This window comes from Pseudomonas sp. R43(2017) (genome assembly GCF_002112345.1).
GTDB lineage: Bacteria > Pseudomonadota > Gammaproteobacteria > Pseudomonadales > Pseudomonadaceae > Aquipseudomonas > Aquipseudomonas kribbensis.
Genome location: NZ_NEHJ01000004.1, coordinates 283,140 through 300,232, shown reverse-complemented (window position 1 = coordinate 300,232; position 17,093 = coordinate 283,140). Strand labels below are relative to the sequence as shown.

Below are 17,093 nucleotides of genomic sequence, written 5' to 3'. Positions count from 1 at the left end.
ACCTTGTCACCTGAGGGAGCCAACCCTCCCTCGGGCGACAGTTAATACCTGCTGGTTTCAACTGGAACACTCGACCTGGTGGTTTTCGAGCCGATCGCGTGTGCCTGACGTTCAACGTCAGACGGGAAAGGATTTTCCCCAGGCGGGCACTTGTACATCGATCGAATCGAGGGGAGACCCTAATGAATTACAACTGGGACTGGGGCGTGTTCTTCAAGTCCACCGGCGTGGGCAGCGAGACCTATCTCGACTGGTTCATCTCCGGCCTGGGCTGGACCATCGCCATCGCCGTCGTGGCCTGGATCATCGCCCTGTTGCTGGGCTCGCTGCTGGGCATCATGCGCACCGTGCCGAACCGCATCGTGGCGGGCATCGCGACCTGCTACGTCGAACTGTTCCGCAACGTGCCGCTGCTGGTTCAGCTGTTCATCTGGTACTTCCTGGTACCCGACATGCTGCCGCAGAACCTGCAGGACTGGTACAAACAGGACCTGAACCCGACCACCTCAGCCTACCTGAGCGTTGTCGTGTGCCTGGGCCTGTTCACCGCCGCCCGGGTCTGCGAACAGGTTCGCACCGGTATCCAGGCGCTGCCGCGCGGCCAGGAATCCGCCGCCCGCGCCATGGGTTTCAAGCTGCCGCAGATCTACTGGAACGTGCTGCTGCCCCAGGCCTACCGGATCATCATTCCGCCGCTCACCTCGGAATTTTTGAACGTGTTCAAGAACTCCTCCGTGGCCTCGCTGATCGGTCTGATGGAACTGCTGGCACAAACCAAACAGACCGCCGAGTTCTCGGCCAACCTGTTTGAAGCCTTCACCCTGGCGACCCTGATCTATTTCACCCTGAACATGAGCCTGATGCTGCTGATGCGCATGGTCGAGAAGAAAGTCTCCGTGCCCGGCCTGATCTCCGTGGGGGGTAAATGATGGACTTCGATTTCAGTGGCATCGTCCCGGCCATTCCCGGCCTGTGGAACGGCATGCTGATGACCCTTAAGCTGATGGCGCTGGGCGTGGTCGGCGGGATCATTCTCGGTACCATCCTTGCGTTGTGCCGTCTGTCCCACAGCAAACTGCTGTCGAACCTCGCCGGCGCCTACGTCAACTATTTCCGTTCGATCCCGCTGCTGCTGGTGATCACCTGGTTCTATCTGGCGGTGCCGTTCGTGCTGCGCTGGATCACCGGCGAAGACACCCCGATCGGCGCGTTCACCTCGTGCATCGTGGCCTTCATGATGTTCGAAGCGGCGTACTTCTGCGAAATCGTCCGGGCCGGCGTGCAGTCGATTCCCAAGGGCCAGATGGGCGCAGCCCAGGCACTGGGCATGACCTACGGCCAGATGATGCGCCTGATCATCCTGCCCCAGGCGTTCCGCAAGATGACCCCGCTGCTGCTGCAGCAGAGCATCATCCTGTTCCAGGACACCTCGCTGGTTTACACCGTGGGCCTGGTGGACTTCCTCAACTCCGCCCGCTCCAGCGGCGACATCATCGGACGCTCCAATGAGTTCCTGATCTTCGCCGGTGTCGTCTACTTCATCATCAGCTTTGCCGCCTCGCAGCTGGTCAAGCGTCTGCAAAAAAGGTTCGCCGTATGATCTCTATCAAGAACATCAACAAGTGGTATGGGGACTTCCAGGTGCTGACCGATTGCAGCACCGAGGTCAAAAAGGGTGAAGTGATCGTGGTCTGCGGCCCGTCCGGTTCGGGCAAGTCGACCCTGATCAAGTGCGTCAACGCGCTGGAGCCATTCCAGAAAGGCGACATCGTGGTCGACGGCACATCGATTGCCGACCCGAAGACCAACCTGCCGAAACTGCGCTCGCGCGTCGGCATGGTGTTCCAGCATTTCGAACTGTTCCCGCACCTGACCATCACCGAAAACCTGACCATCGCGCAGATCAAGGTACTGGGCCGCAGCAAGGAAGAAGCGACCAAGAAAGGCCTGCAACTGCTTGATCGCGTCGGTCTGTCGGCTCACGCCCACAAGCACCCGGGCCAGCTGTCCGGTGGTCAGCAACAGCGTGTGGCGATTGCCCGTGCGCTGGCGATGGACCCGATCGTCATGTTGTTCGACGAACCGACCTCGGCGCTGGACCCGGAAATGGTCAACGAAGTGCTCGACGTGATGGTGCAGCTGGCCCACGAAGGCATGACCATGATGTGCGTGACCCACGAAATGGGCTTCGCCCGCAAAGTGGCCGACCGCGTGATCTTCATGGATGCCGGCAAGATCATCGAAGACTGCAAGAAGGAAGAGTTCTTCGGCGACATCAGCCAGCGCTCCGAACGCGCGCAGCATTTCCTCGAGAAAATCCTGCAGCACTAAAAAACTGCCGGATTCCCCGACAGCAACTGTCGGGGAATCCGGGTGGTTGACCCAAGGCATCTGTGATGAAATGCGACCCCAATCTCTATCGCGCAACCACGCCATCACTTGCCGTGAAACCCCGTCTGATCCGCCATTTGTTCCTGCCGCCGCTGATCATCATCCTGATGGTCGGACTGGGTTACGCCGGCTTCTGGATCAGTGAACGCTTCGGCATTCGCAGCCTCAGCGAAAACGGCCAGCGCCAGCTCGAACTGAACGCCCGCGCCGTCGAAAGCGAAATCAGCAAATACACCTACCTGCCCAGCCTGCTGGAACTCGAATCGAGCGTTTCGCAGTTGCTCGGCGACCCGACCCCGGAACACCGGCAAACGGTCAACGATTACCTCGAAGGCCTGAACCGGCGCAGCCGCAGTCGGGCGATCTATGTCATGGACACCACCGGCCGGGTCATGGCCACCAGCAACTGGCGTGACGTCGACAGTTACCTCGGCGAAGACCTGTCCTTCCGCGCCTACTTCCAGAAAGCCGTGCGTGGCGAGCCCGGACGCTTCTACGGGATCGGCAGCACCAATGGCGAGCCCGGCTATTACCTGGCCCACGGCCTGGAAGAACACGGCAAGATCATCGGCGTCGCGGTGGTCAAAGTGCGCATGGAAGCCATGGAAGAGCGCTGGCAACGGGCGCGCCTGGAAGCCTTCGTCAGTGACGAGAACGGCATCATCATTCTCTCCAGCGACCCGGCCCGACGTTTGAAATCCGTGGTGCCGCTGAGCGACGAGACCAAGGAAAAACTCGCCCGCAGCCTGCAGTACTACTGGTTTCCGCTCAACGAACTGCAACCGCTGGCCCGGGAAACCCTGGCCGAAGGCGTGGAGAAACTCACCTTCCCGGCCAACAGCGAAGTCCTGCCGCAACAGGACCGCGACGAAGAGAACATCAGCTACCTGGCACAGACCCGGCCATTGAGCGACACGCCGTGGAATTTCACCCTGCTCACGCCGTTGCAGGATCTGCGCCGCGAAGCGATCAATCAGGGGATTCTGGTGGCGGTCGCCTTCGCGCTGGTGGCGTTTCTGCTGATTGCCTGGAACGAACGGCGCAAGGTCATCGCCACCCGCCTCGCCGCCCGGGAAGCCTTGCAGGAAGCCAACAATCAGCTGGAACGTCGGATTACCGAACGCACCGCTGACCTGCGCGCCAGCAACGAACGGCTCAAGAGTCAGATCCGCGAACGCCGCCAGGCCGAAGAAACCCTGCGCCGGGCCCAGGACGAACTGGTACAGGCCGGCAAGCTCGCGGCCATCGGCCAGATGTCCACCAGCATCGCCCACGAACTGAATCAGCCACTGGCGGCGATGCGCACGCTGTCGGGCAATACTGTGCGTTTTCTGGAGCGCGGCCAGCTGGATGTCGCCAGCACCAACCTCAAGACCATCAACGACCTGATCGACCGCATGGGCCGGATCACCGCCAGCCTGCGCTCGTTCGCCCGGCGCGGTGACGACAAGGGCCGCGCCAGCCTCGGCAAAGCGGTGGACGCGGCGCTGCAGGTACTCGGCGCCCGTGTCGAAAAAGCCGCGCTGCAAGTGCATCGCCAGTTCATTGATGAACAAGTGCAGATCGACCAGACGCGACTGGAACAGATTCTGGTCAACCTGATCGGCAACGCCCTCGACGCCATGCAGGCCCAACCGCTGCCGGAGCTGTGGCTGGAAGGCGAAGAATTCGACGGCAAATATCGCCTGCGGGTGCGCGACAACGGCCACGGCATCGATGCCGAAGCGCGCAAGCATCTGTTCGAACCGTTCTTCACCACCAAACCCGGCGAACAGGGTCTGGGCCTCGGCCTGACCCTTTCCGCCAGCCTGGCCGCCGCCACCGGCGGGCATCTGGGTGTCGAGCACCCGGCCAGCGGTGGTACCACCTTCGTCCTCAGTTTACCGTTGGTAAGCCCTACTCCTGCCGAGCCAATATGAACAACGACCTTAGTGTGCTGATCGTCGAAGACGATCCCCATGTGCTGCTCGGCTGCCAGCAGGCACTGACCCTGGAAGACATCCCCTGCATCGGTGTCGGCAGCGCCGAAGAAGCGCTGGAGCGGGTCGGTGACAATTTCGCCGGCATCGTCATCAGTGACATTCGTCTGCCCGGCATCGATGGTCTGGAGCTGCTGACCCGCCTCAAGCAACGGGATCGCAGCCTGCCGGTGGTGCTGATCACCGGTCACGGCGATATCTCCATGGCGGTCGGCGCGATGCAGAAAGGCGCCTACGACTTCATGGAAAAACCGTTCTCCCCGGAACGGCTGGTGGATGTGGCCAGGCGTGCGCTGGAGCAACGCAGCCTCGCCCGAGAAGTCTCGTCCCTGCGCCGGCAATTGGCCGAGCGCGATTCCCTTGAAGGACGGATCATCGGGCGCTCGCCGGCCATGCAGAACCTGCGCGAACTGATCGCCAACGTCGCCGATACCTCGGCCAACGTGTTGATCGAAGGCGAAACCGGGACCGGCAAGGAACTGGTCGCCCGGTGCCTGCATGACTTCAGCCGCCGCCACACCAAACAATTCGTCGCGCTGAACTGCGGCGGCCTGCCGGAAAACCTGTTCGAAAGCGAGATCTTCGGCCACGAGGCCAACGCCTTCACCGGCGCCGGCAAACGGCGGATCGGCAAGATCGAACACGCCGACGGCGGCACACTGTTCCTCGATGAAGTGGAAAGCATGCCGCTGCCGTTGCAGATCAAACTGCTACGGGTGTTGCAGGAACGCACCCTCGAACGCCTCGGTTCGAACCAGAGCGTGGCGGTGGATTGCCGGGTGATCGCGGCGACCAAGTCCGACCTCGACGAATCGAGCAAGGCCGGCGAATTTCGCAGCGACTTGTACTACCGCCTCAACGTGGTGACGCTTGAGCTGCCGCCCCTGCGTGAACGCCGCGAAGACATCCTGCAACTGTTCGAACACTTCACCCAGCAATCGGCCCTGCGCTTCGACCGCGCACTGCCGGAGCTGGACAACCAGACCCTGTCCAGCCTGATGAGCCACGACTGGCCGGGCAACGTGCGCGAGTTGCGCAACGTTGCCGAACGCTTCGCCCTCGGTTTGCCGGCGTTCAAGAAGTCCGGTGCCGGCAGCGGCGGCCAGGGCCTGGCGTTCGCCGAAGCGGTGGAAGCCTTCGAGCGCAACCTGCTCAGCGATGCCCTGCAGCGTAGCGGCGGCAACCTGACCCAGGCCAGCCTGGAGCTGGGCATGGCCAAGACCACGCTGTTCGACAAAGTGAAAAAATACGGCCTGAGCCATTAAGCGAGAACGACGTGGATCTGATTTTCAAAGCCTTTCTGGGTGCGGCGGTGGTGGTGATCCTCGCCATGCTGGCCAAGACCAAAAACTATTACATCGCCGGTCTGGTGCCGCTGTTTCCGACTTTCGCCCTGATCGCTCACTACATCGTCGGCAAGGGTCGCTCGGTCGATGACCTGAAGACCACCATCGTGTTCGGCATGTGGTCGATCATTCCCTACTTCGTTTATCTGGCGACGCTGTATGTGATGGTCGACCGGATGCGTCTGGAAGCATCTCTGGCCGTGGCGGCTGTCGCGTGGCTGATGGCGGCGACGGTGCTGGTCAGCGTCTGGGTCCGTCTGCACGCCTGAGCAGCCGTGCGGCAGAGGGGCTGGCCCGTCCCTTGCATTTACCCCCGAAAGCCCGCCCGGCCGGCGCTCATGTTCGATGAGGCCGGTGTCTGGGAGGGTCTGCCAAGGGTGAATTGCGACCTTGAATATTTTAGATCTCGACCACAGCCTGACCGGTCAGGCGTCCATCGCGCGGCTGCTCGACAGCGGCCGTGCCCGGCGCCTGGACCTGCTCGACCTGGGCCCGAAACTGCGGCTCTGGTCCAGCGAACGCACCTTTCGCCGTTTTGCCGAACGCTTGCGCGAGCGGCCCCGGCACAGCGGCCCGGCACCGGAAATTTTTTTCGTTGGCTCCGGCGATTATCACCATCTGACCCCGGCCTTCCTGACTGATTTGCCCGAGCCGGTAAGCCTGATCCATTTCGACAATCATCCTGACTGGGTGCACTTCGCGCCGCGCCGGCATTGCGGTTCATGGGTCAATCAGGCGCTGAAACTGCCGAACATCGAACGCATCGTCACCCTCGGCCCGTGCAGCGAAGACCTGCAAAATCCGCAGATCAAGGGCGGCAATCTCGGCGCCCTCAAACGCGGGGTGTTACAGCTGTTCCCCTGGCAGCACCCGCCGTCGAAAGTCTGGGGCCGGGTCGGTGACGGCGCCGGTCATCAGCAACAGGAGAATCTGCTGCACTGGAACAATCTGGCGGATCAGGACTGGTCGGCATTTCTCGAGCGGATGATCGCCAGCCTTCCGACCCAGGCAGTGTGGATCACCATCGACAAGGACGTGCTGGCCAGCGAAGACGCCGCGACCAATTGGGATCAGGGCCAGATGCGCCTGAGCCATTTGCTCCAGGCCATCCGCAGCCTCGCCGCCAGCAAGCGCGTGATCGGCATCGACATTTGCGGCGAGTTCGCCCGCCCGGCCTTCAGCAACGCGTTCAAACGCTGGGAAGCCAAGTCCGACCAGCCCCCGGCCGAGCGCTGGAGCGAAACCGATCTGCTGCGCAATTCGGCGACCAATCAGGCGCTGATCGAGTTGTTCGAGGAGTTGTTCCCATGACCTTGACCGTGATTCTGCTGGTGGCGTTTTCCATCGTGCTCGACGTGATCGGCCAGCTCTGTTTCAAACTCGGCCTGGACCGTTTGCCGGAACTGGAAGGCGGTTTTCGGCTCGGTGCGTTCTGGGGCCAGGTGTTCAATGCACCGCTGTTGTGGTGCGGGATCGGCGCGTACGTGATCGAGTTTTTCGTCTGGCTCGAAGCCCTGTCCCGTGCGCCGCTGAGCCTGTTGTTCCCTGCCGCCGCGCTGGCCTATTGCGGCGTGGTGCTGGCCGGCAAGGTGTTTCTCGGCGAAACCGTCAGCCGACGGCGCTGGATGGGCACTCTGGTGATTACGGCGGGCGTGATGCTCGTGTGTGTCGGCCATGCCTGATTCTCAACTGATACTCAAAAGGAATGGTTCGATGGATTGGCTGCACGGCCGCCTCGGCACCGTGGTGCTCTGGGCGTTGCTGATCATTCTGGAAAGTGGCGGGCAGATCGCGACCAAGGTCGGCGGCGATCAACTGGGGCAAATGGACTTCACCCTGCAATGGCTGCTCAGTGTCGCCCAGGCACCGGGGGTGCTGGTGGCGATTGCCTGCTACATCGGCGCGTTCTTTGTCTGGATGCTGATTCTGCGGCGCAGCAGCCTGTCGCTGGCATTTCCGCTCAGTTCGCTGGTGTTCGTCGGTGTACTGCTGGGGTCGTGGCTGGGGCTCGGTGAAGAGATCAGCCTGCTGCACTGGGTGGGCGTGGCCGTGATCATGGGCGGCATTGCGCTGCTGGCCGAGGGCGAGGAAAACTGAGGTGAACGGTCGTGGGAGCCTGCGGGCTCCCACGTTTTTTACGGTTCAATCCTTGCGATGCGCCACCAGAAATCCGAGGCCGTGGGCCACCGGAATATCCTTCACCCCCGCCTCTCGCTGCTGCCCGGCGATCTCCCGGTGAAACGCCTTGACCCGGGTCCAGTGCATTTTCGGCCGGTAGTGATGCTCGGCGTGGTAGCCGTTGTTCATCCACAGCAGGTTGTAGAGCGGGCTGTAGGCGCTGACGCCCCAGGCGATGGGCGAATCCGGGTTGCCGCCAAAATGTTCGTAGTAACCGTTGAGCGAAGACAGCGCCTGCCCCAGATACCAGAACGGCAGCAACACCAGCACCGCCCGCCAGTCACAGATCGCCAGCCCCAGATAGAACGCCACTGTCACACCGATCTCCACCTTGACCCAACGTGCATCGGCAGGACGTTTGCGCTGCATCTCGTCGTAGATCGGCTTGGGGTCGTCGCGAAAGAAACTCAGGAAGGTGTAGGCCAAGGGATTCTCGGGCTGACCGTCCTTGCCGCGCTGATAGATCGACAACGGATCGATGGTCTTGCCATCCGCCCCCGGCCGGTCCGAGTTGCCCCGGTGATGGCGGTTGTGGATATCGCGATAGAGGGTCTGGGAGAAACCGATGGTCACCGACAGCAGCAGGTCAAAGGCCCGATTGAGCCACGCCGGGGTGAAGTAGGCGTTGTGGATCTGGTTGTGGGAAATGCTGTTGATGCTCCATGACAGGCTCACCGCATACACCAGCGCCAGCGGCAGCAGTGCCCACCAGGACAACGCATGAAAGGCCAGGACCAGCCACACCACAAAGGCGAAGTGGGCCAGGCCGAGGGCCACGGGAATCAGGTCCCACAACGAATGGGCCAGCAAACGGTAAGCAGGGCGAGCCATGAAGAACATCCTGAAACAATGGGTTCGTCACGGCTGTCTGCAAAGGCCAGACCAGTTCCCGTCGGGCTTACTTGAATTTATAGGCGATCGCCATCTGCACCTCGCCCTGATTGGTATCGCCGACGCTCTTGACGATGCTGCTGTCGGCCGCCGAACCGGTCAGGTGAATCCAGCTCGCGCTGGTCACCAGCGACCATTGCGGCCCAAGCGGGAACTCGAAGCTCTGGGTCAGCGCGATGTTCTGCAGGCCGCCGCCAGCGTTGTAGGCGCGGATGCCGGACGCTTGGGCTTCCTTGTCGCTGACACCGAAGAAGGTGTTGTTCTGCCGGGCGTTGGCGAAATGCGCGGTCAGATTGCTGCTGCCGATCACGCCGCCACCCAGTGGATAACCGATCTCGCCGCCGACCCGACCGAGCACGCCGCCCTGCCCGCCATTACCACCGATGGCCTGGCCAACGGAGGCGAATACCCGCCAGAAGTCGGCCGGCGCGTACTGCACGAACCCACCGGCCTCGGCCATGTCCGGCACATCGCGCAAGCCGCGCAGTTCGCCGTTGGAGGTGCGACCCGGCAGGTAATTCACATAAGGGCCGGCGCTGAAGCCATTGGTCTTCAAGGCGCTCCAGGTCAGGCCGTCGTCGGTACTGAGGCTGACGTCGCCCCAGTCCAGATCCAGATACGGTATCGGCCGTGTTTCATAACGGCTACCACTTGGGTCGTGAGGCTGATAACCCAGGCCCAAGCCCGCCTCCCCGGTGATGCCGTCCGCCATGGCGCTGGCTGAGAAAGCACCCAGCGCTGCGAATAAAAACAGTGTCTTCCTCATCATGAGGCCATTCCTTTAATTGAACATGCGCGCATCAATCCCCGGATGCCACCCACCGCGCAAGCACTCATGTTGTTTGTAGCAAGCTACAAAAATTGTAGCTTCGAATTGCCAAAGCACCTCATCGGCCCCGCCGGCAAGGGGCTGATGGCACTTGGCACAGTCCCTGCTCTACCCCTCGGCAAGCGCACACAACGCGCTCTGACCAATAGGTAATGCAGATGATTGACTGGCATATCGTGTGTGATTTCGACGGGACCATCACCCGCACCGACGTGATCGACAGCATCCTCGAACGCTTCGCCGACCCGAGTTGGGAAACGATCGAAAACCAGTGGCTGGCCGGTGAAATCGGTTCCCGTGAATGCCTCAGCCGCCAGCTCTCGCTGGTCAAGGCCACGCCCGGCCAATTGCTGGAGTTCTTCGACAGCATCGAGATCGATCCGGACTTCCCCGACTTCGTCGACCACGCCATCGGCCTGGGCGCTTCATTCGAAGTGGTCAGCGACGGCATCGAGCAAGGCATCGCGCGGATTCTGTCGCGCAACTACGTGACCCTGCTGCCGATCCTCGCCAACCGCCTGCGACAGCTCGACCACGAAAGCTGGCGCATCGACTTCCCGCATTCCAGCGACGCCTGCCGCGCAGCGTCCGGCAACTGCAAATGCAAATCCACGCCGGGCAACAAACGCGTGCTGGTAATCGGTGACGGCCAGTCCGACATGTGCGTGTCGTCCACCGCCGACTTCGTCTTCGCCAAGGGGCGCCTCGCCGAGTACTGCGAACGCAACGCGATCCCTTACGCCCGCTTCGACAGCTTCGCCGAACTCCCGGCGCTGCTGGCCCTGCTGCCAAAGGCCAGCGCCGCCAACGCCACCGCTTTCAATTCCGACACCTTCAATACCGAAACCCAGGAACTCTTCCACCATGTCTGATATTCGAATCGCTACCCAGGAAGACCAGATCCTTCTGGAAAAAGAAGCCAAGTACTGCTCCTACGGCGACACCGTTCACTACATCGAACCGCCGCGCATTTTCAGCCGCTGCGAAGGCTCCTACGTCTGGGACACCGAAGACCAGGCCTACCTCGACCTGCAAATGTGGTACTCGGCGGTGAACTTCGGTTACGCCAACCCGCGCCTGAACAACGCGCTGAAACAGCAGATCGACACCCTGCCGCAGATCGCCAGCCAGTACCTGCACAAAGGCAAGATCGAGCTGTCGGAAATGATCGCCGTGGACGCCAAGAAGAAGTTCGGCCTCGACGGTCGCGTGCACTTCAACGTCGGTGGTTCGCAGTCCATCGAGGACTCGCTGAAAGTCGTGCGTAACGCCAGCAACGGCAAGAGCCTGATGTTCGCCTTCGAGGGTGGTTACCACGGTCGTACCCTCGGCGCTTCGTCGATCACTTCCAGCTACCGCTATCGCCGCCGCTACGGCCACTTCGGCGAGCGCGCCAACTTCATCCCGTTTCCGTACCACTTCCGCGGCCCGAAAGGCATGACCAAGGAAGAATACGGCAGCCACTGCGTGCAGCAATTCGCCCGTCTGTTCGAGACTGAATACAACGGTGTCTGGGATCCGAAAGTCGGTGCCAGTGAATACGCCGCGTTCTACGTCGAGCCGATCCAGGGCACCGGCGGCTACGTGATTCCGCCGATGAACTTCTACAGCGAACTCAAGCATGTGCTGGACCAGCACGGCATCCTGATGGTGGTCGACGAAATCCAGATGGGCTTCTATCGCACCGGCAAGCTGTGGTCGATCGAGCACTTCGACGTCAAACCGGACGTGATCGTCTTCGGCAAGGCGCTGACCAACGGCCTCAACCCGCTGGGCGGCATCTGGGCCAAGGAAGAACTGATCAATCCGAAAGTCTTCCCGCCAGGCTCGACCCACTCCACCTTCGCCTCCAACCCGCTGGGCACTGCCGTGGGCCTGGAAATGTTCAAGATGACCAGCGAAGTCGACTACGGCGCGATGGTCATGGCCAAGGGCAAATACTTCCTCGAAGGCCTGCAGGACCTGCAGAAACGCTACCCGATCATCGGTGACGTCGATGGCCTGGGCCTGGCCCTGCGCTGCGAAATCTGCGCCCCGGACGGTTTCACCCCGGACAAGGCCACCCTGGACTTCATGGTCGAGGAAGGCATGAAGGGCGACATCGAGATCGACGGCCGCAAACTGGGCCTGATCCTCGACGTGGGCGGTTACTACAAGAACGTGATCACTCTCGCGCCATCGCTGGAAATCAGCTACCCGGAAATCGACCTGGGCATCGCCCTGCTCGACCGTCTGCTGGCCCGGGCGATGAAACGATGAACGCGGCCGGGATCGATCTGGGCGAAGGCGACGCCGGTTTCGTTCTCGGCACAGGGGAGGTCGCGGTGTTGTTGATCCACGGCCTCACCGGCACCCCGACGGAGTTGCGTCGGGTCGCCGTGGGACTGGCCAAGGCCGGTTGCACGGTGTACGTGCCGACCCTGGCCGGGCACTGCGGCGGCAATGCCGACCTGCAGGCCACCGGCTGGCGTGACTGGTACGAAGGCGTGCGCAAGACCTTCGTCGGCATTCGCCGTCAGCACAGCAAGGTATTCGTCGGCGGCCTGTCGATGGGGGCGGTGATGTCGATGTACGTGGCGTCCGAGCATCCGGGCCAGGTGGCCGGGTTGCTGATGTATTCCACGACTTTGAAGTACGACGGCTGGAGCATCAACAAACTGGCGTTCCTCACGCCGTTGCTGATGAAAATCCCGTTCGGCGTGCACATCTGCAAGTTCGAAGAGAAACCGCCCTACGGCATCAAGAACGAGCGCCTGCGGGCCATCGTCGAACGGCAGATGAAGGAAGGCCACAGCAGTGAGGCCGGCCTGTTGACCATGGAAGGCGTGACCGTGCGCGAACTGCACCGGATGAACGCCGTGGTGCGCAAGCGCATGCCTTCGATCACCGTGCCGGCGCTGGTGCTGCACTCCATCGAGGACGACATCACCAGCCGCTGGAATGCCGACTACGTGGAACGCAAGCTCGGCGGCGAAGTGGTGAAGATCCTGCTGGACGACTGTTATCACATGATCACCGTCGACCTGCAGTACCGACGCGTCGTGGAACTGAGCGTGCAGTTCATCAACAACCATCGCACCGACCTTGCGCCCTCCGCTCATTCCCTGCCAACCGAGGAATACCGGCAGCGAGCGTGAAGCGCCTGCAAAACGACATGCCATGCCGGTTAAGGAAACGACGTGATCACGGCCCAAGCCTTTTCAACCATCGAAGCGATTGATCGCGACGCGTGGAATGCCTGCTTTCCCGAGGAGCTCGAAGACTGGGCCTATTACCGCGCCGTGGAACAGGCCGGCATCGACGGCTTTCACTGGCGCTATCTGGCGCTGTTTGAAGACGACCGGCTGATTGCGGCGGTCGTGGCCTTCACCACGGCTTATTCGCTCGACACCACCCTGCAAGGCACCGGCAAACGCTTGAGCCAGTGGCTGCGCAGTTGCTGGCCGGGGCTGTTCGACATTCGTCTTTACGCCCTCGGCTCGCCGGTGGCCGAGCAGTGCCATGTCGGCACGCACCCGTCGCTCGATCCGGCACGTTTGCCGTCGCTGTTCGCACGCCTGCTGCAACTGGCCCGCGAGGACGCGGATCAGGCCGGGGTCGGCCTGCTGGCAGTCAAGGACGCTTCCCACCGCAATCCGCAATGGCTGCAGGCCTGTCGCGAGGCCGGTTTGCAAAGCATGCCGGGATTGCCCGGTGCCGAGCTGCCGATCAAGTTCGCCTCGGTCGACGCTTACCTCGGCACCCTGGGCAAATCCACCCGCAAGGACCTGCGCCGGACCCTGCGCGGTTCAGGCCCGCGAATCGAATGGCGACGTTCGGTGGACGATCTGCTGCCGACCATGATGCGGCTTTACGAAGCAACACTGGCGCGCAGCGACCTGACCTTCGAATGCCTGCCTGCTGCGTATTTTCGGCAAGTGCTGGAACACCTCGACGAGCGTGCCGCCTGCGTTTTGTACTGGGTCGACGACGAGCTGGTCGCGTTCAATCTGGTGCTGCTGGACGAACAGCGGCTGGTGGACAAGTTCTTCGCCCACGATCTGGCCCGCACCCGCGAGCACAAACTGTACATGCGCAGCTGGCTGGCGAATGTCGGCTACTGTATTGAACACCGGATTCCGATCTACGCGTGCGGCCAGGCCGGTTATGCCAGTAAGCTGCGCCTGGGCTGTTCGTTCATCGGCAATACGGTGTTTTTCCGCCATCGCCACCCCGTACTCAATCACCTGCTGCGGCTGGTGAAGATTTTCATCCGCCCGGACCGTACCGATCCGGCCATGGCGACTGCGATAAGCGAACAACAATAAGCGAGCATGATGAGCAAAGACCGACGCGCCACCGCCCGACCCTTCGCCCTCTCCGGCTGGAGCCTGCAACGCAAACTGGTGCTGGCGTTCTGGCTGGTCAGCGTGATTCCGACCATGATCGCCGCGGAACTGGCGGCCACCACCCTGTCGCAGATTTTCGACAGCAACGTGCGGATCTGGCTGCAGGAATCGACCAAGATCGTCGAGGACGAAATCCGCGAGATCGTGCGCGACAATGCCCGCGCCGCGCAGTTGTTCCTGCGCTACACCCGTCCGCCAACGGACCGCCAGTCGGCCCGGCGCGACAAGCTGACTTCCGACATCGCCGACTCCATGGGCATCGATGTGGTCGCACTGGTGCGCAACAGCGATCACAAAGTGGTGTTCAGCACCGCCGCCGATGACATCGTGCGGCAGATCAGCACCGCGCCCAAAGCCGTGCTGCAGACCCTGCAGGTCGGCGGCGTGGCAACCGGCGCCGTGGTGTCGACCTTCGAGAGCGATCAGGACGGCACCGACTACAAACTGATCGTGGTGACCTACCTCGACAACAGTTTCCTCACCAGCGTCGCCGACGTGCACTCTCTGGACCTGCGCCTGTACCTGGCCAGAGACGCCGATTTCTCCGAGATATTTTCCACCCAGCGCTTTGAAGATCACCCGGCAATCGTGCCCGCGAAAATCGAGGACCAGTTGCGCAGCACCAAGCTGCCGATCGAGCAGTCGACCAAACGCTACAGCGGCATCTACCGACCGATTCTCAATGAAAACGGCGAACTGCAAGGCGTGGTGTTCAGCGGTTTGCTGCGCCACACCACGCTGGTCGGGCTGGTGAACCAGAGCAACCTGTTCATCCTGATCTTCATCCTCAGCTCGGCGGCTTCGCTGGCGGTAGGCTGGCTGGTATCGGAGCGCATGACCAAACCGTTGCGCGGCCTGGCCAAAGGCGTACAAGCGGTGATCGCCGGGGATTACCGCCAGCGCCTGCCGGTCACCGGCGGCGATGAACTGGCGGAACTGAGCAGCATCTTCAACCACATGAGCGAACGCCTCGGCGAGTTGCAGCACCTGGAGTCGCAACTGCGACGCCGCGACCGCCTGCATGCGCTGGGCGAAGTGGCGATGGGCCTGGCCCATGAAATCCGCAACCCGCTGGGCATCATAAAGACCGCCACGCAACTGCTGCACCGACGCGCCGACCTGCCGGAAACCGACAAGCGTCATCTGGAATACGTGGTCAGTGAAGTCAGCCGCATCAACGACCTGATCACCGAATTTCTCGACTTCGCCAAGCCCAGTGCGCCACTGCGTTCGACCCAACTGGCACGGCCATTGGTGGATGAACTGGTGGGCTTCTGCGCCCCGGAACTGGCCAGCCACAACATCGACGTGCAGATTGAAGACCGCGCGCCAGGTGCGACCCTGTACGCCGATGCCCGGCAACTCAAACAGGCGGGCCTGAACCTGATCGTCAACGCCATCGACGCCATGCCCGACGGCGGCCGCCTGACCCTGGGCATCCACAGCGATCAACACAACACGGTCATCAGCATCAGCGACACTGGCCAGGGCATCGAAGCGGACATGCTCGAGCGGATTTTCACGCCGTTCGTCACCACCAAGGCGTCCGGCACCGGGCTCGGTCTGGCCAAAGTCTTCTCGATCATGGAAAACCATGACGGGCGCATCGAATGCGTCAGCGAAAAAGATGCCGGAGCCACCTTCAGCCTGTACATTCCGGCCAACGGTGAAGATTTCGACGAGGACAGCGATGACGCATAACGTACTGGTGGTGGACGACGAGCCCAAGCTCTGCGACCTGCTGGCATCGGCCTTGAGTCAGAACGACATTGCGGTGTTCACCGCCGGCAACGGCCTGCACGCGCTCAAGGTGCTGGAGTCCGAGGACATCGATCTGGTGATCAGCGACTGGCGCATGCCCGGCATGGACGGCCCGCAACTGCTGGCGGAAATCAGGAATCGTTACCCGCAGTTGCCGGTGATCGTGATGACCGCCTACAGCACGGTGAAGAATGCCGTGCAGTCGATGCGCAACGGCGCCTTCGATTACATCGCCAAACCCTTCGACATCGATGAGCTGGACATCACCGTCAGCAAGGCCCTGCAGTTTCGCGACATCCTCAAAGACAACCTGCGCATGCGCGCCGAACTTGACGAGCACCAGCAGATCGACAGCCTGGTGGGCGACAGCCCGAGCTTTCGCCGGGTCCTGAGCGCGATCGATTCGGTGCGCGAAAGCAACGCCACCATTCTGCTGACCGGCGAAAGCGGCACCGGCAAGGAAATGGTCGCCCGGGCCATCCACAAACACGGCAACCGTGCCGACAAGCCGTTTGTCGCGGTCAACTGCGCGGCGATCCCGGAAGGGCTGCTGGAAAGTGAAATGTTCGGCCACCGCAAAGGCGCGTTCACCGGTGCGGTGGCGGACCGGGTCGGGCGTTTTCAGCAGGCGGACAAGGGCACGCTGTTTCTCGATGAAATCGGTGAAATGCCTTTGGCGTTGCAGGCTAAAATCCTCCGCGCCCTGCAGGAGCGCATCATCGAGCCGGTAGGCGATCCACGCGAGCGCAAGGTCGATGTGCGGGTCATCGCCGCGACCAACAAGAACCTGCTGGACGCCGTGGCCAACAAGGAATTTCGCGAAGACCTGTATTACCGCCTCAACGTGTTCCCGATTCCGTTGCCGGCCTTGCGTGAGCGGGTCGAAGACATTGCCCCGTTGGCCCGGCATTTCGCCCACACGCTGGGCGCTGCGGCGGGCAAGCGCTTCAGCGGTTTCAGTGCCGAGGCGTTGCAGGCGATGGCCCGTTATTCGTGGCCGGGCAACATTCGTGAACTGCAGAACTGCGTCGAGCGCGCCACCATCGTGGCGTCCGGCGCGGAGATTGAAGAACAGGATTTGCCGGCCTATCTGTTCGCCTCACAACCGACCCAGCCGGGAGCGCTGGTCGCCGAAGGCAGCGTGCCGGCGGACCTGGAAGCGGCGCTGGCTGAAGTTGAAAAAGCCTACATCCTCGCCGCGCTGGCCCAGAGCAACGGTGTGCAGGCTGCGGCGGCGCAACTGATCGGGATTTCCGAGCGCAGCTTCTGGTATCGCCTGAAGAAACTGGGGATTCACGTCGACAAGATCGTCCGCTGATCCGGGTTCCCG

17 protein-coding genes are annotated in these 17,093 nt (G+C 62.0%); 15 read left to right on the top strand and 2 right to left on the bottom strand.

Annotated elements, in window-relative coordinates:
* The first annotated feature begins 182 nt into the window (after positions 1-182).
* The 9 genes from CAG02_RS13345 to CAG02_RS13305 all read left to right on the top strand — a co-directional run bounded on the left by CAG02_RS13345 (position 183) and on the right by CAG02_RS13305 (position 7,813).
* Positions 183-929 (top strand): amino acid ABC transporter permease, encoded by a 747-nt coding sequence (locus CAG02_RS13345; RefSeq protein ID WP_085709477.1) that lies wholly within the window; start codon positions 183-185, stop codon positions 927-929.
* Positions 929-1,600: an ABC transporter permease subunit gene (locus CAG02_RS13340; RefSeq protein ID WP_085709476.1), complete on the top strand. Its 672-nt coding sequence runs from the start codon at positions 929-931 to the stop codon at positions 1,598-1,600. Before CAG02_RS13345 ends, CAG02_RS13340 begins: the two co-directional genes overlap by 1 nt.
* Positions 1,597-2,331, top strand: a complete 735-nt coding sequence (locus CAG02_RS13335; RefSeq protein ID WP_085709475.1) for an amino acid ABC transporter ATP-binding protein — start codon at positions 1,597-1,599, stop codon at positions 2,329-2,331. Before CAG02_RS13340 ends, CAG02_RS13335 begins: the two co-directional genes overlap by 4 nt.
* A 65-nt stretch (positions 2,332-2,396) precedes the next feature.
* Positions 2,397-4,310 carry an ATP-binding protein gene (locus CAG02_RS13330; RefSeq protein WP_085709474.1) on the top strand — a complete coding sequence of 638 codons (1,914 nt, stop codon included), beginning with the start codon at positions 2,397-2,399 and terminating at the stop codon, positions 4,308-4,310.
* The gene (locus tag CAG02_RS13325) at positions 4,307-5,635 is read left to right on the top strand and encodes a sigma-54 dependent transcriptional regulator (RefSeq protein WP_085709473.1); all 1,329 of its coding nucleotides are present in this window, start codon (positions 4,307-4,309) and stop codon (positions 5,633-5,635) included. The genes CAG02_RS13330 and CAG02_RS13325 overlap by 4 nt, the downstream gene beginning before the upstream one ends.
* 20 nt (positions 5,636-5,655) lie before the next feature.
* Positions 5,656-5,985, top strand: coding sequence for a GlpM family protein (locus CAG02_RS13320; protein ID WP_167443801.1), 330 nt, complete (start codon positions 5,656-5,658; stop codon positions 5,983-5,985).
* A 121-nt stretch (positions 5,986-6,106) separates the two neighbouring features.
* Positions 6,107-7,027: an arginase gene (locus CAG02_RS13315; RefSeq protein ID WP_085709471.1), complete on the top strand. Its 921-nt coding sequence runs from the start codon at positions 6,107-6,109 to the stop codon at positions 7,025-7,027.
* Positions 7,024-7,398 carry an EamA family transporter gene (locus CAG02_RS13310; protein WP_085709470.1) on the top strand — a complete coding sequence of 125 codons (375 nt, stop codon included), beginning with the start codon at positions 7,024-7,026 and terminating at the stop codon, positions 7,396-7,398. The genes CAG02_RS13315 and CAG02_RS13310 overlap by 4 nt, the downstream gene beginning before the upstream one ends.
* Before the next feature lie 31 nt (positions 7,399-7,429).
* Entirely contained in the window at positions 7,430-7,813 is a 384-nt protein-coding gene (locus tag CAG02_RS13305) for an EamA family transporter (RefSeq protein WP_371856504.1), read from the top strand.
* Positions 7,814-7,858: 45 nt separating this feature from the next.
* Here CAG02_RS13305 and CAG02_RS13300 read toward each other — a convergent pair whose 3' ends face one another.
* Together CAG02_RS13300 and CAG02_RS13295 are read right to left on the bottom strand one after the other, a co-directional pair.
* Positions 7,859-8,725, bottom strand: coding sequence for a fatty acid desaturase (locus tag CAG02_RS13300; protein WP_085709468.1), 867 nt, complete (start codon positions 8,723-8,725; stop codon positions 7,859-7,861).
* 67 nt (positions 8,726-8,792) lie between these two features.
* A complete protein-coding gene (locus CAG02_RS13295; protein WP_085709467.1) occupies positions 8,793-9,554 on the bottom strand; it encodes a MipA/OmpV family protein in 762 nt (253 codons plus the stop codon).
* Between the two features lie 218 nt (positions 9,555-9,772).
* Between CAG02_RS13295 and CAG02_RS13290 the strand changes: the two genes are divergently transcribed.
* The 6 genes from CAG02_RS13290 to CAG02_RS13265 are packed head-to-tail and all read left to right on the top strand — an operon-like array spanning position 9,773 to position 17,081.
* Positions 9,773-10,486, top strand: a complete 714-nt coding sequence (locus CAG02_RS13290) for an HAD-IB family phosphatase (RefSeq protein WP_085709466.1) — start codon at positions 9,773-9,775, stop codon at positions 10,484-10,486.
* Entirely contained in the window at positions 10,479-11,873 is a 1,395-nt protein-coding gene (locus tag CAG02_RS13285; protein ID WP_085709465.1) for an aspartate aminotransferase family protein, read from the top strand. Before CAG02_RS13290 ends, CAG02_RS13285 begins: the two co-directional genes overlap by 8 nt.
* Positions 11,870-12,751 (top strand): carboxylesterase, encoded by an 882-nt coding sequence (locus CAG02_RS13280; protein ID WP_085709464.1) that lies wholly within the window; start codon positions 11,870-11,872, stop codon positions 12,749-12,751. The genes CAG02_RS13285 and CAG02_RS13280 overlap by 4 nt, the downstream gene beginning before the upstream one ends.
* Positions 12,752-12,793: 42 nt before the next feature.
* On the top strand, positions 12,794-13,921 hold the full coding sequence (locus CAG02_RS13275; protein ID WP_085709463.1) for a GNAT family N-acetyltransferase: 1,128 nt from the start codon (positions 12,794-12,796) through the stop codon (positions 13,919-13,921).
* A gap of 6 nt (positions 13,922-13,927) precedes the next feature.
* Positions 13,928-15,703, top strand: a complete 1,776-nt coding sequence (locus CAG02_RS13270; RefSeq protein WP_085709462.1) for an ATP-binding protein — start codon at positions 13,928-13,930, stop codon at positions 15,701-15,703.
* Positions 15,693-17,081, top strand: a complete 1,389-nt coding sequence (locus tag CAG02_RS13265) for a sigma-54 dependent transcriptional regulator (RefSeq protein ID WP_085709461.1) — start codon at positions 15,693-15,695, stop codon at positions 17,079-17,081. The genes CAG02_RS13270 and CAG02_RS13265 overlap by 11 nt, the downstream gene beginning before the upstream one ends.
* Positions 17,082-17,093: the final 12 nt, after the last annotated feature.

Excerpts from the sequence above, each read along its gene's own strand:
- CAG02_RS13345 (WP_085709477.1), top strand. The coding sequence starts at position 183 with ATGAATTACAACTGGGACTGGGGCGTGTTCTTCAAGTCCACCGGCGTG.
- CAG02_RS13340 (WP_085709476.1), top strand. The coding sequence starts at position 929 with ATGGACTTCGATTTCAGTGGCATCGTCCCGGCCATTCCCGGCCTGTGG.
- CAG02_RS13335 (WP_085709475.1), top strand. The coding sequence starts at position 1,597 with ATGATCTCTATCAAGAACATCAACAAGTGGTATGGGGACTTCCAGGTG.
- CAG02_RS13330 (WP_085709474.1), top strand. The coding sequence starts at position 2,397 with ATGAAATGCGACCCCAATCTCTATCGCGCAACCACGCCATCACTTGCC.
- CAG02_RS13325 (WP_085709473.1), top strand. The coding sequence starts at position 4,307 with ATGAACAACGACCTTAGTGTGCTGATCGTCGAAGACGATCCCCATGTG.
- CAG02_RS13310 (WP_085709470.1), top strand. The coding sequence starts at position 7,024 with ATGACCTTGACCGTGATTCTGCTGGTGGCGTTTTCCATCGTGCTCGAC.
- CAG02_RS13305 (WP_371856504.1), top strand. The coding sequence starts at position 7,430 with ATGGATTGGCTGCACGGCCGCCTCGGCACCGTGGTGCTCTGGGCGTTG.
- CAG02_RS13300 (WP_085709468.1), bottom strand. The coding sequence starts at position 8,725 with ATGGCTCGCCCTGCTTACCGTTTGCTGGCCCATTCGTTGTGGGACCTG.
- CAG02_RS13295 (WP_085709467.1), bottom strand. The coding sequence starts at position 9,554 with ATGATGAGGAAGACACTGTTTTTATTCGCAGCGCTGGGTGCTTTCTCA.
- CAG02_RS13290 (WP_085709466.1), top strand. The coding sequence starts at position 9,773 with ATGATTGACTGGCATATCGTGTGTGATTTCGACGGGACCATCACCCGC.
- CAG02_RS13285 (WP_085709465.1), top strand. The coding sequence starts at position 10,479 with ATGTCTGATATTCGAATCGCTACCCAGGAAGACCAGATCCTTCTGGAA.
- CAG02_RS13280 (WP_085709464.1), top strand. The coding sequence starts at position 11,870 with ATGAACGCGGCCGGGATCGATCTGGGCGAAGGCGACGCCGGTTTCGTT.
- CAG02_RS13270 (WP_085709462.1), top strand. The coding sequence starts at position 13,928 with ATGATGAGCAAAGACCGACGCGCCACCGCCCGACCCTTCGCCCTCTCC.
- CAG02_RS13265 (WP_085709461.1), top strand. The coding sequence starts at position 15,693 with ATGACGCATAACGTACTGGTGGTGGACGACGAGCCCAAGCTCTGCGAC.